Below are 13,334 nucleotides of genomic sequence, written 5' to 3'. Positions count from 1 at the left end.
GTTCAACTTCCGCAGGCTCCACGGGGAGATCGGGCTCGTCCCGCCAGTCGAGTACGAAACCACCCACCGAAGCAACACCCTCACCGGAGCAACCGCTCAGGGTGAGTTGGAAGCCTCCATCAAACCCGGTACTTGACATAGGACACCGCCAGCGGGAACCCGCCGCGCCCCCGGCGACCGACTGGCTGGCAGGCGGGACCTTGGGCCACGGGCGGCGACGCTGTGGGCGCCCCCCAATGCAGCGGCGATGGTGGCCAGGGCAACGTAAATCCCCGGATGCGGGTGCGCGATCACCCGTACCGCCCGGGTGGCCGCCGATCCCGGTGTGAACGGGTAGCTCGCCGCAATTGATGGGTAACCCTTGGCGCACGGCGCGACAACGCCGAGCGCAGCCAGCCCGACAGTGACACCAAGTGCCGTCGCGTGCATGGCCGTCGGAGCGCCACCTCCGCGGAGCTCGTCATCCTGGGCATCCCGCGCGTCGATCGGGGTCCGATCGAACCTGAACGTCAGTCAACCACTCCGCGGCACGGTCTGTACCGCGGAGTGGTTGACGTGCGGATCGGTGGTGACTCGGAGCGCGATCATCCAACACTCCTCGTCGAGGCTGCGTCCCGAGACTGTGCCTCGGGTCAGTCATGTTGCACTCCCAGCGCATGTCGCCTCGGCGTGTCACGTCGGAATCGCTACCGAGCCATACCACCGAGTCCGCGGACCGCCCCAGTGCTCAGCAGGCAGCCGCCTCCGTCGAGGGATGTCCTCATGACATCCATCACGCGGAGTCGAGCATCAACCTCAGCCACCCGCCGCCGCTGGCGCGTCTCCTGCTCGACCTGCGACATCGCGAGCTAGGCGCCCGCAATCTCAGCCGAAGGACCGTCCGGACCGCCCTGCTGGACGTCCGGACCCTGCTGGACGTCCGGACCCTGCTGGACGTCCGGCCCACCCGGGGCATCCGTGCCCGAATCCGAGCTGGTCGCGGTCGTTGCATTCCGCACGGGTGTCGACGCCCCAGCCGGCCCGGCAGCGGCCGCAATCGCGCCTAGCCCACCCATCGCTAATGCGCCGCCGGCCAGCGCCGTATACAGCCTCTTTGACTTCATCGAACCTCCATACCCCTGGTGACGGACCATCCGCACCGAGATCGCCATCGTCGGCCCGTTGCACTGTGAGCACCGTGAGTTGATCCTGAGAAACGAAACGAACCCGCTCACATGGTCTTTTCATCTGCGTGCGCCAGTCTGGACGGAGAGTCCAGCTGAGGAGACTTGTTCGAATGCCAGTTGCTCTCGACTGCTTCGCCGATTCGGTGCGACCCGGCGAAGTAGTCGTACCGCTGAGGCAGGCGACGGCCCGAACGCTGCCCCGGTTGGGTTCTGCGCTCGTCAGCGCTGCTCGCCCGCGGCAGTGGCCGAAGAACCTGCTCGTGCTGGCGGCCCCGCTGGCCGCGCGGGTGATGGGGCAGCCGAGCTCGCTGCTCGCGGCGCTCGGTGCGTCGGTGGCATTCACCGTCGCGGCCAGCGGGGTGTATCTCATCAACGACACCGCGGACCGCGATCGGGACCGGCAACATCCGCTGAAGCGGGACCGGCCGGTTGCCTCGGGACGGCTACCAGCCGCGTTGGCAGCCGGTATGGGCATCGGGCTCGTCATCGTCGCGGTGGCGGGTCTGGCACTGTTGAGCAGCGCTGCAACCACGCTCGCCGTCGGCGGCTACGCCGCCATCAGCGTCGCCTACAGCCTCTGGCTGAAGCAGTTGCCCTGGGTGGACCTGCTCGTCGTCACAACCGGGTTCGTGCTGCGCCCGTTGGCCGGCGCTTTCGCGGTGTCTGTGCCCGTGTCCGGCTGGTTCCTAGCGGTCAGCTTCAGTGCGGCGCTGTTCGTTGTCACGGCCAAAAGGCACGCGGAGCTGCAGCTTCTGGGCTCGGCGGCGTTCAAGCACCGCGCGGCCCTGCGTTGGTACGGGCTGCGTGGGCTACGACGCATCCGCGAACTCGCCCAGCTCGGCACCATAGTGGCCTATCTTGGCTGGGCCCTGTCCCGTCCCAGCCCAGCCGGGAGGTGGTGGGAAACCGCGTCCGCCGTCTTCGCCGCCGCAGCCCTGTGGCGATACGCCCGGCGCAACGACGAGGGGTCGGGCGGCGCCCCTGAGGACGCGCTGTTCCGCGACCATGTCCTGCAGAGTTTTGGGGTAGCGTTCGCCGGATTGTTCCTAGCGGGGCTCGGCGGTGTCTGACCGCCCCGTCCGCGATCGTACCCGCCACAGTTCCCCGAACGTCGCGGGTCGGCGAGTCGCCCGACCGAGGCGCGGCAGCCGCCGCCGGGTCCGGCTGACTCGCACCCTTATCGTCACCGCCCTCGTGCTGACACCGCTGTGGTGGTCGCTCGGCCATGCATTGATCAACCCCGCCCTGGGCACGTCGGTCGGAGCCCGCCTCGCCGAGTGGACCCGTGACCACGGCGGGCGGGGGCTCGTCGTCTGGGCGGAGAACTTCTGGTACTCCCACAATCCGCCGCCCACCGGCGGGCATCCGCCGGCGGGGGCGATCCCGGCGCCGGGGACCTCGCCCCCAGCCGGGCTCCCGGCTATCCCGCACCTCGCGCCGCCGGAGGCCATCGTCCCCTTCGTCCAACCGCCGGTGTCCGGCGAGGGGCAGTGGCACCCGGTTGGGCGGCTCGTCGATGGCCACCCGGCCGTCTACGAAGCGTTTCTGCGGCCTGACTCAGTGCACACCAGCCTCGTCGTCGGCGTCGCCTGGTTCGACACCCAGCTACTGCGGGCCCGGCTCTACTCGGGCAGCTACATCCCCGGGGGCGGGCCGTGGCACTACACGGCGCCAATCGTTCCGTCGGACGCGCGCAGCGTTGTCGCCGCGTTCAACAGCGGCTTTCGGATGCGCGACGCCCGCGGGGGCTATTACAGCGAGGGCCGGCTCATGGACCCGCTGCGCCTGGGGGCAGCCTCCTTGGTCATCTACCGCGACGGCACCGCGACCGTCGGAGCCTGGGGGCGCAACGTCTCCATGACCCCAAACGTTATTGCCGTCCGGCAGAACCTCAACCTTCTTGTCGACGGCGGCCACCCAGTCCCCAGCCTAGACTCCAATAACACCACCATTTGGGGATACACCCTCGCCAACCGAGTGTTCGTCTGGCGGTCGGGGCTCGGGGTGACGGCAGACGGTGCGCTGGTCTACGTCGGCGGTCCGGGGTTGAACGTCACCACTCTCGCGGACATCCTCGTGCGGTCCGGGGCGAAGCGTGCGATGGAGCTCGACATCAACACCGACTGGGTGAACCTGGCCGCGTTCACCCCCGCCGTGGCAGGTGGAGCGGCATCCCCAGCCAACGGGCAGGACCTGCTGCCCAACATGCTCGGCTCCCCGCAGCGCTACTTCACCACCTCGTGGAGCCGCGACTTCATCACCATGTCCGCCCGTGTCCCACCCTGATCCAGAGCACCACGGGCGGGCTCGTCCGGGACGGGGCCGCTGCCCGGGTACCATCAATGAGCCGGTCAACCAAGCGGCGAAGGTGACCGGAACCCCGATTACCTACAGCTCCCGCCACAGGGCTAGGGCATGCCGATCCGTCTGCGACTCGCACTGATCGTCGCGACCGGCCTCGGGCTCTTGCTCGTCGGTAGCGGCTGGGCTTTCGTCCACCAGCTGCGCGGCAGCCTGGACGCCTCGGTGGACAGCGGCTTGTGGTCGATCCGGGCGGGGGTGCTCGCCAACGCACTCGGACACAGCGGGGAGCCGCCAACCGGAGCCACCCAGGTGTTTGCTGCCACCGGGCAGCTGGTGAGCTCCACCCGAGAGCCCGGCGAAGGGCCGTTGTTGACGCCCGCCGAGGTCCGGCATGCGCGCAGCGGACCGATCTGGCTCACCCGGACGGGTGGTGGGAACGATCCCACCAGGATCCTCGCCTTCCCCCTCCCGGTGGGTTCGATCGCTGCGGTGGCCGCGGTCACCGCCTCGCTCGACCTACGCAACCTGGCCATCGCCCATGTGCGGAACGGATTCCTGATCGGCGGTCCAGTGATCGTGTTTGGCGGCGCCTTGGCGGCTTGGCTGCTCGCCGGTGCGGCCCTGCGTCCGGTGGAGCGGATGCGCCGACAGGCAGCGGCCGCCTCGGACGAGGGCACCGGCCCGGTGCTCGACGTGCCCGGAACCCGCGACGAGATGACCGCGCTGGCCCGGACCATGAACCAGCTCCTGGACCGCCTCCGGCTCGCGTTGGCTCGCGAGCGGGCGTTCGTCGCGGACGCCGGCCACGAGCTACGCACCCCGCTGTCGATCCTGCGCACGGAGCTGGAGCTTGCCGCCCGGCCCGGAAGGTCCCGCGCCGAACTGGTCAGCGCAGTTCAGGCCGCCGTGGAGGAGACCGATCGACTCACACGGCTGGCCGAGAGCCTGCTGACGCTCGCCCGCGGCGACGACGACGGCTTCCTGCGCCTGGCGCCGACCGACGTCGCGGCCCTTCTGCAGCAAAGCACCCTGAGTCTGTCGCCAGTGGCCAAAGCTCGCGGTGTCCGGTTGGCGGTGGAGGTTCACCCGGCGGCACTGACCGTCGACTGGGACCCCGACCGCATCCGTCAGGCGGTGGTAAACCTCGTTGACAACGCGCTGCGGCACACCCAACCGGGCGGGTCGGTCACCGTGACGTGCCACGGCTCTCCGACGTCGGTTGTGCTGCGGGTACTCGACGACGGGCCCGGTTTCCCGCCAGAGTTCCTCCCGCACGCATTCGAGCGGTTCCGCCGCGCCGACGACGCGCGCAGCCCGTCCGCCGGAGGCAGTGGCCTGGGCCTGTCCATCGTCGCCGTGATCGCCCGCGCCCACGGGGGCCGGGTCGAGGCCTGTAACCGGGTTGGTGGAGGCGCGGAGGTGATCGTCGAGTTCCCGGGTTCCGGACCGTTACGTGACCCTGGCTCGCCGCCGGCGGCTTGAGTGGTCGGCGGGGGCGAGGTGGGCACGCCGCCGAGGGGGCCGCGACCATCGATCAACCGATGGCCCGACCGCGACGGTTGCGGGCGACCGGCCCGGGAGTCCACCAAACGACCCCACGAAGGGCCGCGCAACGCCGAGTGTGCAATTTCCGACACCGACACGCCGAGACCCGAGGAGAGCGTCGGAAATTGCACACTCGCGGTGATCATGCGGGCCGGGCCGGCGCCCGGGTAGCCTTCCGCCCCGTGCACCCACGGGTAACCCAGCGGATCGGCGAGGCCCGGTTCTACTACGCCTACGGGCGGCAGCGGGCGAACGCCCAGTGGCGGCTTCGGCACGCGAAGGTCGGCCAGCAGGCCACGATCGTCGGAAGGCCGACCGTCGAGGCGACCGATCTGACGATCGGCGACCACTTCAAGATCTGGTCGGGCTACCGGCGGACGCTGATCAGCGGCTGGGGCAAGATCCGAATCGGCGACCGGGTGTTCATCAACAGCGGCGTGGTGCTGTTCTCGGTGCTCGAGGTCAGCGTCGGCGACGACGTGGCGATCGCGAACGAGGCCTACATCACCGACACCGACAGCCACGGCGTCGCCGGCCGGCCGGCGCGCAGCGAGCCGATCCGGATCGGCGACGGTACCTGGATCGGGGCCCGCGCGATCGTGCTGCCCGGGGTGTCGATCGGCTCCCGCTGCGTGGTCGCCGCCGGCGCGGTGGTCAGCCGCAGCATGCCCGCCGACAGCCTGATCGCCGGGAACCCGGCCCGGGTGGTCCGCGAGCTCGACTATCCGCCGAACATCGTCCGGGCCTGGCACGACGGCTGAGCCGGGTCAGCCCTTCGCGACCAGGGTGAGCACGTCGTAGCTCGCCACCGGTTTACCCTCCTGGTTGGCGACCACGACGTCCCAGCGGACCTCGCCGTAGTTCTCGTTCTGGCGCGGCCGCTTGTCCTTGCAGGTCAGCGTCACCGTCAGCGTGTCCCCCGGGTACACCGGGGTCAGGAAACGCAGGTTCTCCAGGCCATAGTTGGCGAGCACCGGGCCCGGGTCGGGGTCGACGAACAGGCCCGCAGCGGCGCTCACCACGAGGTAGCCGTGCGCGACCCGGCCCCCGAACAGCGGGTTCGCCGACGCCGCGGCCTCGTCCATGTGCGCGTAGAAGTGGTCACCGGACAGGTCGGCGAATCGTTCGATGTCCTCGAGGGTAATGGTCCGCGCGGCAGTTACCAGCGTCTCCCCGATCCGCAGCTGTTCGAGGTTCTTGCGGAACGGGTGCGTCGCGTCTCGCAGCCGCGGCGCGCCCGGCAACCACCGGTCGGTGATCGCGGCGAGCATCGCCGGCGACCCCTGCAGCGCGCTGCGCGCCATGTAGTGCAGCACCCCCCGGATCCCGCCCAGTTCCTCCCCACCGCCGGCCCGGCCGGGGCCGCCGTGCACGAGCATCGGCAGCGGGGAGCCATGGCCGGTGGACTCGGCGGCGCTGTCGCGGTCGAGGACCAGCATCCGGCCGTGGAACGCCGCCGTGGCGAGGACGATCGCACGGGCGAAGGCCGGATCGTGAGTGACGATCGATCCGACCAGGCTGCCCGCCCCGGCCGCCGCCAGCGCCGCCGCGTCGTCGACCCCGTCGTAGCCGAGCACGGTCGCCACCGGCCCGAACACCTCCACCCCGTGCACCGCGCCAGCCCCCGGATCGGTGGCCCGCAGCAGGGTCGGCGCAAGGAACGCGCCGACGTCCGGGTCCCCACCGGGGCTCGATGCGTCGGCCCCCCCGACGACGACCGAAGCCGCGGACGACAGTTCGCCGAGCGCCCGGCGGACCTCCTCGAGCTGAGCCCGGCTGGCCAGGGGTCCCATCGTCGTCTCCGGGTCGCGCGGGTCACCGACCCGGACCCGGGCCAGCCGCTCGGCGAGCGCCTCCACGACGTCGCCGATCCGCTCGGCGGGCACGATCGCCCGGCGGATCGCGGTGCACTTCTGGCCGGCCTTGACCGTCATCTCGCGCACCACCTCGCCGAGGTAGAGGTCGAACTCCGCGGTGCCGGGGGTGGCATCCGGACCGAGGATCGAACAGTTCAGCGAGTCCGCCTCCGTGGTGAAGCGCACCGAGTGGGCGAGCACCGTCGGATGCCGGCGCAGAGTGGCGGCGGTAGCGGCCGAGCCGGTGAACGCGACCGTGTCCTGGCCGTCGAGGTGCGCGAACAGGGATCCCACGCCACCGCAGATGAGTTGCGCCGAGCCGGCCGGGAGCAATCCGGAGGCGATCATGTCGGCGAAGACGCGCTCGGCGAGGTAGGCGGTCTGGCTGGCCGGCTTGACGATGACCGGGACGCCGGCGAGGAACGCCGGCGCGAACTTCTCGAGCATCCCCCAGACCGGGAAGTTGAAGGCGTTGATGCAGACCGCGGCACCGCGGCGTGGGGTGTAGACGTGCTGCCCGGCGAACCCACCGCCGCGGCCGATCGGCTCCGCGGCGCCGTCGAGGTAGATCGACGCGTTCGGCAGCTCCCGCCGGCCGCGGCTCGCATACGCGAACAGCACACCGATGCCGCCGTCGACGTCGAAGACCGAGTCACCGGCGGTCGCGCCGGTCGCGCTGGACAGCGGGTAGTAGGACGCCTCGCGCCGCTCGTTGAGGTAACCGGCCAGGGCCTTGAGGATGCCGGCGCGCTCGTGGAAGCTCAGCCGGCGCAGCGCCGGACCCCCGACCGACCGGGCGTGCGCGAGCGCCGCGGCTGGGTCGAGGCCAGTTCCGGAGATCCGGGCGACGGGGTCACCGGTGGCGGCGTCGAGCAGGGTGGTCCCGGCGTCCGGCGCTGTGTACCAGTCGTCACGCAGGTAGCTGCGGAGCAGGTCGACCATCGAGGACTCCCGGGGCGGCGGAGGCGGGCGGAACGGGGGACGCCGCCGTGGCCCCGACGTTACCGGCGAACCGGGCGGCGTCTGCGGGCGATACTGGCCGGATGTCGGACATCCCGGCCCGCCCGGCCCACTACGACCTGGACAGCCTGCTCGCCGTGGCCGTCGGGGTCTTCAACGAGCGCGGCTACGACGGCACGAGCATGGAGGATCTGGCCCGGGCCAGCGGTATCACGAAGTCGTCGTTCTACCACCACATCGAGGGCAAGGAGCAGCTGCTCCGCCTCGCCCTCGAACGCGCCCTCGCCGGGCTATTCGCGGTCACCGCGGAAACCGGGGCCGGCTCCGGGCGGGCTATCGACCGGCTCGAGTACGTGCTGCGCCGCGAGGTCGCGGTGCTGGCGGACGAGCTGCCCTATGTCGCGCTGCTGCTGCGGATCCGCGGCAACACCGGCACCGAGCAGTGGGCGCTGGAGCAGCGCCGAACCTTCGACCGGTTCGTCAGCGGGCTGGTCGCCGAGGCCGCCGCGGACGGTGACCTGCGCAGCGACGTCGACCCGGCGCTGGTCGCCCGGCTGATCTTCGGGATGATCAATTCGATGGTCGAGTGGCTGCGTCCGGACCGGCACCGGGCAGGCGAGATCGCCGATGCCGTGGTCCGGATCGGTCTGGACGGACTTCGCCCCTGACCCGGGGGCCCGACCCGTTGGAGGGGACCGGATGGAGGCGTTCATCGTCGGCGGGGTGCGCACCCCGATCGGCCGCTACGGGGGGGCGCTGAGCCAGGTGCGTCCCGACGACCTGGCTGCCCTCGTCGTCGGGGAGCTGGTGCGGCGGACCGGGATCGCCCCGGACGCGATCGACGAGGTGGTGCTCGGCGCCGCGAACCAGGCCGGCGAGGACAACCGCAACGTGGCCCGGATGGCCGTGCTGCTCGCCGGGCTGCCGGACACCGTCCCCGGCTTCACCGTCAACCGGCTCTGCGCGAGCGGGCTCACCGCGGTCGCGACCGCCGCGCAGATGGTCAAGGCCGGTGAGGCCGACGTCGTCGTCGCCGGTGGCGTCGAGTCGATGACCCGGGCCCCGTGGGTCCTCGCCAAGCCATCCGCCCCTTGGGGCCGCCCCGGCGAGCTGACCGACACCTCGCTGGGCTGGCGCTTCGTCAACCCGGCGATCCGCGGGCTCGACGGCGGCCTGGCCACGCTGTCCATGGGCGAGACGGCCGAGGAGGTGGCCGCGCTCGACGGGATCAGCCGGGCGGACTGCGACGCGTTCGCGCTGCGCTCCCACCAGCTCGCGGTAGCGGCCACAAAGGAGGGTCGGTTCGCCCCGGAGATCGTCCCGGTCGAGGAGGTCACCGCCGACGAGGGCCCGCGCCCGGACACCAGCCTCGAGCGGCTCGCCCGGCTGTCCCCGGCGTTCCGGGAAAACGGGATCGTCACCGCCGGAAACGCCAGCACCCTTAACGACGGTGCCGCCGCCCTCCTCATCGCGAGCGCACAGGCCGTCGCGGAGCACGGCCTTCTCGCCCGGGCCCGGGTGATCGCCTCGACCAGCGCCGGGGTGGCCCCGCACCTGATGGGCCTCGGTCCGGTCCCGGCCACCGAGAAGGCGCTGGCCCGCAGCGGCTGGGAGCTCGGCTCGATCGGCGCGGTCGAATTGAACGAGGCGTTCGCCGCGCAGGCAATCGCGTGTATCCGGCGGCTAGGTCTCGACCCGGCGACGGTGAACGGCGACGGTGGGGCGATCGCGCTGGGCCACCCGCTCGGGGCCAGCGGCGCCCGGCTGCTGGTGACCCTGCTCGGCCGGATGGAGCGCGACGGGATCGACCGTGGGCTGGCCACCCTCTGCGTCGGGGTCGGGCAGGGCGCGGCGATGCTCGTCGAGGCGGTCTGACCGTTGACCGCCGACCGGCGGGCACCTAAACTCTCAACCGAACGTTCGTTCGAGACGCCCCGGGGAGGGTGAGCGGTGACCGAGCTGGAGGCCGGTTTCGTGGCCGCGCTGGAGGCCGAGTCTCGGATCGAGCCGCGGGACTGGATGCCGCCGGCCTACCGCCAGGCGCTGATCCGCCAGATCGCCCAGCACGCCCATTCCGAGATCATCGGGATGCAGCCGGAGGGCAATTGGCTGACCCGCGCGCCCTCGCTGCGGCGCAAGGCGATCCTGCTCGCGAAGGTCCAGGACGAGGCCGGGCACGGGCTGTATCTCTACTGCGCGGCCGAGACCCTCGGGGTCGGCCGCGACGAGCTGCTCGACCTGCTGCACGCCGGCCGGCAGCGGTACTCGTCCATCTTCAACTACCCCACCCCGACCTGGGCGGACGTCGCCGCGATCGGCTGGCTCGTCGACGGCGCCGCGATCACCAACCAGATCCCGCTGACCCGCTGCTCGTACGGGCCGTACGGGCGGGCGATGGCGCGGATCTGCAAGGAGGAGAGCTTCCACCAGCGGCAGGGCTTCGAGTCGCTGCTCACGATGTCGCGCGGCACGCCCGCCCAGCACGAGATGGCCCAGGCCGCAGTCGACCGCTGGTGGTGGCCGTCGCTGATGATGTTCGGGCCGTCCGACGACGAGTCGCCGAACTCCGCCCAGTCGATGGGGTGGCGGATCAAGCGCTTCTCCAACGACGAGCTGCGGGCGCGCTTCGTGGACATGTGCGTTCCGCAGGCCGCCGTGCTCGGGCTGTCGCTGCCGGACCCGGAGCTGCGCTGGAACCCCGAGCGTGGGCACTACGACTTCGGCGAGATCGACTGGACCGAGTTCCGCGAGGTGCTGCGCGGCAACGGTCCGTGCAACCGGGCGCGCCTCGCCACCCGGGTCCAGGCCCACGAGGACGGCGCCTGGGTCCGGGCCGCCGCCGTGGCCTACGCCGAGAAGCACCCGACGCCGCCCCGATGAGCACCGAGTGGCCGCTGTGGGAGGTGTTCATCCGCAGCCGGCGCGGCCTGTCGCACACTCACGTCGGCAGCCTGCACGCCCCGGACGCCCGCCTCGCGCTCACCAACGCCCGCGATCTCTACACCCGCCGGCAGGAGGGGGTGAGCATCTGGGTGGTCCGCTCCGACGGGATCACCGCCAGCTCCCCGGCGGAGAAGGACCCGTTCTTCGACCCGGCCGCGGACAAGGTCTACCGCTACCCGACTTTCTACGAGCTGCCGCCCGAGGTCGAGCACCTGTGAGCTCCGAGCCGGTCACCGTGGACGCCGACATCGCGGAGTACGGCCTGCGGATCGGCGACGACGCGCTGATCCTCGCCCAGCGGTTGAGCGAATGGGCCGCCCGGTCCCCGCAGATCGAAGAAGACGTCGCCCTGATGAACATCGCCCTCGACCTGCTCGGCCAGGCCCGGACCCTGCTGAGCTACGCCGGGGCCCGGGAGGGCCGGCGTCGCGACGAGGACGACCTCGCCTACCTGCGCGACGAAGCCGAATTCCGCAACGTCGCGCTCGTGGAGCTGGCGAACGGTGACTTCGCCGTGACCATGGTGCGCCAGCTCCTGTTCTCCGCCTACCAGTGCGAGCTCTACCGCCGGCTCGTCGACTCGGCCGACCCGACCTTGGCCGCGATCGCCGGCAAGGCGGTCAAGGAGGTCGACTACCACCGCGACCACGCCGAGGCGTGGGTGCGCCGGCTCGGCGACGGGACCGAGGAAAGCCACGCCCGGACCCAGGCCGCACTCGAGGCGACCTGGCCCTATCACCACGAACTGTTCGAGGACGACTCGTTGACCGCCCGGCTGGCCGGCGCCGGGCTCGCACCGGCGCCGGGCTCGCTCCGCGACGGCTGGGCCGATGTGGTTCTCCCGCTGCTCGGCAAGGCCACCCTCGCCGTGCCGGAGAACACCTGGGCCCCCACCGGCGGCCGGCGTGGACAGCACACCGAGGCGTTCGGCTACCTGCTGGCCGAGCTCCAGCACCTGCACCGCTCGCACCCGGGAGCGAGCTGGTGACACCGGCCGTCGCCGAGGTTCGCGACCTGCTCGACGCGGTCACCGACCCGGAGATCCCGGTCCTCACCATCGCCGATCTCGGGATCCTCCGCGACGTCCGGATCGGCCCCGGCGACCTGGTCGAGGTGGACATCACGCCCACCTACTCCGGCTGCCCGGCGATGGACGCCATCCGCGCCGACGTCGCCGGCGTCCTCGAGGCGCACGGGATCCACGGCGCCACGGTCCGCACCGTCCTCGCCCCCGCCTGGTCCACCGACTGGATGTCGGAGGCCGGCCGGCGCAAGCTCGCCGACTTCGGCATCGCACCACCCGGCGGGCCGGTGCTCGTCGAGCTGGGGGTCCGCTGCCCGCAGTGCGGCTCGACCGACACCAGGCTGCGCAGCCGGTTCTCCTCGACCGCGTGCAAGGCCCTGTACAGCTGCGCGTCCTGCGCGGAGCCCTTCGACCACTTCAAGTCACTGTGAGCGTCGCCACGCTGCACCCGTTCCATCCGCTGCGGGTCGCCGAGGTCGAACCCCTCACCGACGACGCGATCGCGGTCACCTTCGACGTGCCCGCCGGGTTGCGGGAAGCGTTCCGCTTCGCGCCCGGTCAGCACCTCACCCTGCGCCGGATCCTCGACGGCACGGAACTGCGCCGGACCTACTCGATCTGCAGCAGCGCCGTCTCCGGACCGCTGCGGGTCGCGGTCAAGCGGCTCGACGGCGGTCAGTTCTCCGGCTGGGCGCAGCAGAGCCTGCGGGTCGGAATGGAGGTCGACGTGATGACCCCCGCCGGGAGCTTCACCCCCCGGCTCGACCCCGCGGCCGGCCGGCACTGCGCGGCGGTCGCCGCCGGCAGCGGGATCACCCCGGTGCTGTCCATCCTCACGACCGTCCTCGAGGCGGAGCCGGCCAGCCGCTTCACCTTGGTCTACGGCAACCGGACCAGCCGGGACGTCATGTTCCTCGAGGAGCTGGCCGACCTGAAGGACCGCTACCCCGCCCGGCTCCAGCTGGTCCACGTGCTCTCCCGCGAGCCGCAGCAGGCCGACCTGCTGACCGGCCGGATCGACCCGGAGAAGATGCGCCGGCTCCTCGCCGGTGTCGTCGCCCCCGACGACGTAGACGAATGGTTCCTCTGCGGCCCGTTCGGCATGGTGATGGCGGTGCGGGACACCCTGCTCGAGGCCGGGGTGAGCGCGGCGAAAGTCCACCTCGAGCTGTTCCACGTCGACGGCGAACCGGTCCGGCCGGCCCGGGTCGTCCGGGCGGACGGCTCCGCGTCCACCGTGACCGCGGTCCTCGCCGGCCGGGCCACCGTCGTCGACGTCGACTACGACGGCCCATCGATCCTCGACGCGCTGCTCGCCGTGCGCCCCGACGCCCCCTACGCATGCAAGAGCGGCGTGTGCGGGACCTGCCGTGCCCGACTCGTCGACGGAAGCGTAGAGCTGGACCGCAACTACGCGCTCGAACCGGACGAGGTCGAGCATGGCGTGGTCCTGACCTGCCAGGCCCACCCGACGTCGGCTCGGGTCACAGTCGAGTACGAGTAGCAACGACGAAGGCCCGCCACCGCGAGGCGACG

General features: G+C 71.5%; 13 protein-coding genes. 11 read left to right on the top strand and 2 right to left on the bottom strand.

Going from position 1 to position 13,334, the window contains the following annotated elements; genetic code table 11:
• Positions 1-848 precede the first annotated feature (848 nt).
• Positions 849-1,103: a hypothetical protein gene (locus tag VNG13_03935; protein ID HVA59673.1), complete on the bottom strand. Its 255-nt coding sequence runs from the start codon at positions 1,101-1,103 to the stop codon at positions 849-851.
• 173 nt (positions 1,104-1,276) lie between these two features.
• Between VNG13_03935 and VNG13_03930 the strand changes: the two genes are divergently transcribed.
• The 4 genes from VNG13_03930 to VNG13_03915 all read left to right on the top strand — a co-directional run bounded on the left by VNG13_03930 (position 1,277) and on the right by VNG13_03915 (position 5,776).
• On the top strand, positions 1,277-2,236 hold the full coding sequence (locus tag VNG13_03930) for a decaprenyl-phosphate phosphoribosyltransferase (protein ID HVA59672.1): 960 nt from the start codon (positions 1,277-1,279) through the stop codon (positions 2,234-2,236).
• A gap of 124 nt (positions 2,237-2,360) precedes the next feature.
• Positions 2,361-3,452, top strand: coding sequence for a phosphodiester glycosidase family protein (locus VNG13_03925; protein ID HVA59671.1), 1,092 nt, complete (start codon positions 2,361-2,363; stop codon positions 3,450-3,452).
• A gap of 129 nt (positions 3,453-3,581) precedes the next feature.
• Positions 3,582-4,952, top strand: coding sequence for a HAMP domain-containing sensor histidine kinase (locus VNG13_03920; GenBank protein HVA59670.1), 1,371 nt, complete (start codon positions 3,582-3,584; stop codon positions 4,950-4,952).
• A gap of 245 nt (positions 4,953-5,197) precedes the next feature.
• Positions 5,198-5,776 (top strand): acyltransferase, encoded by a 579-nt coding sequence (locus VNG13_03915; protein HVA59669.1) that lies wholly within the window; start codon positions 5,198-5,200, stop codon positions 5,774-5,776.
• 6 nt (positions 5,777-5,782) lie between these two features.
• On the opposite strand, the gene paaZ is transcribed toward VNG13_03915, so the two are convergent.
• The gene (gene paaZ / locus VNG13_03910) at positions 5,783-7,813 is read right to left on the bottom strand and encodes a phenylacetic acid degradation bifunctional protein PaaZ (protein ID HVA59668.1); all 2,031 of its coding nucleotides are present in this window, start codon (positions 7,811-7,813) and stop codon (positions 5,783-5,785) included.
• A 101-nt stretch (positions 7,814-7,914) separates the two neighbouring features.
• Between paaZ and VNG13_03905 the strand changes: the two genes are divergently transcribed.
• From VNG13_03905 to paaE, 7 genes are all read left to right on the top strand, one after another.
• Complete coding sequence (locus tag VNG13_03905; GenBank protein ID HVA59667.1) at positions 7,915-8,499, top strand: TetR/AcrR family transcriptional regulator; 585 nt, start codon at positions 7,915-7,917, stop codon at positions 8,497-8,499.
• Between the two features lie 31 nt (positions 8,500-8,530).
• Positions 8,531-9,706: a thiolase family protein gene (locus VNG13_03900; GenBank protein ID HVA59666.1), complete on the top strand. Its 1,176-nt coding sequence runs from the start codon at positions 8,531-8,533 to the stop codon at positions 9,704-9,706.
• Positions 9,707-9,781: 75 nt separating this feature from the next.
• Positions 9,782-10,711, top strand: coding sequence for a 1,2-phenylacetyl-CoA epoxidase subunit PaaA (gene paaA / locus VNG13_03895; protein HVA59665.1), 930 nt, complete (start codon positions 9,782-9,784; stop codon positions 10,709-10,711).
• Positions 10,708-10,992 (top strand): 1,2-phenylacetyl-CoA epoxidase subunit PaaB, encoded by a 285-nt coding sequence (paaB, locus tag VNG13_03890; protein ID HVA59664.1) that lies wholly within the window; start codon positions 10,708-10,710, stop codon positions 10,990-10,992. Before paaA ends, paaB begins: the two co-directional genes overlap by 4 nt.
• Positions 10,989-11,762 (top strand): 1,2-phenylacetyl-CoA epoxidase subunit PaaC, encoded by a 774-nt coding sequence (paaC, locus tag VNG13_03885; GenBank protein HVA59663.1) that lies wholly within the window; start codon positions 10,989-10,991, stop codon positions 11,760-11,762. Before paaB ends, paaC begins: the two co-directional genes overlap by 4 nt.
• Positions 11,759-12,229 carry a 1,2-phenylacetyl-CoA epoxidase subunit PaaD gene (gene paaD / locus VNG13_03880; protein HVA59662.1) on the top strand — a complete coding sequence of 157 codons (471 nt, stop codon included), beginning with the start codon at positions 11,759-11,761 and terminating at the stop codon, positions 12,227-12,229. The genes paaC and paaD overlap by 4 nt, the downstream gene beginning before the upstream one ends.
• On the top strand, positions 12,226-13,302 hold the full coding sequence (paaE, locus tag VNG13_03875; protein ID HVA59661.1) for a 1,2-phenylacetyl-CoA epoxidase subunit PaaE: 1,077 nt from the start codon (positions 12,226-12,228) through the stop codon (positions 13,300-13,302). The genes paaD and paaE overlap by 4 nt, the downstream gene beginning before the upstream one ends.
• The last annotated feature ends 32 nt before the right edge of the window (positions 13,303-13,334 follow it).

The organism is Mycobacteriales bacterium (genome assembly GCA_035533475.1).
In the GTDB taxonomy this organism is placed as follows: domain Bacteria; phylum Actinomycetota; class Actinomycetes; order DATLTS01; family DATLTS01; genus DATLTS01.
The sequence above is the reverse complement of the archived record's forward strand: the minus strand, read 5'-3'. Positions and strand labels throughout refer to the sequence as shown.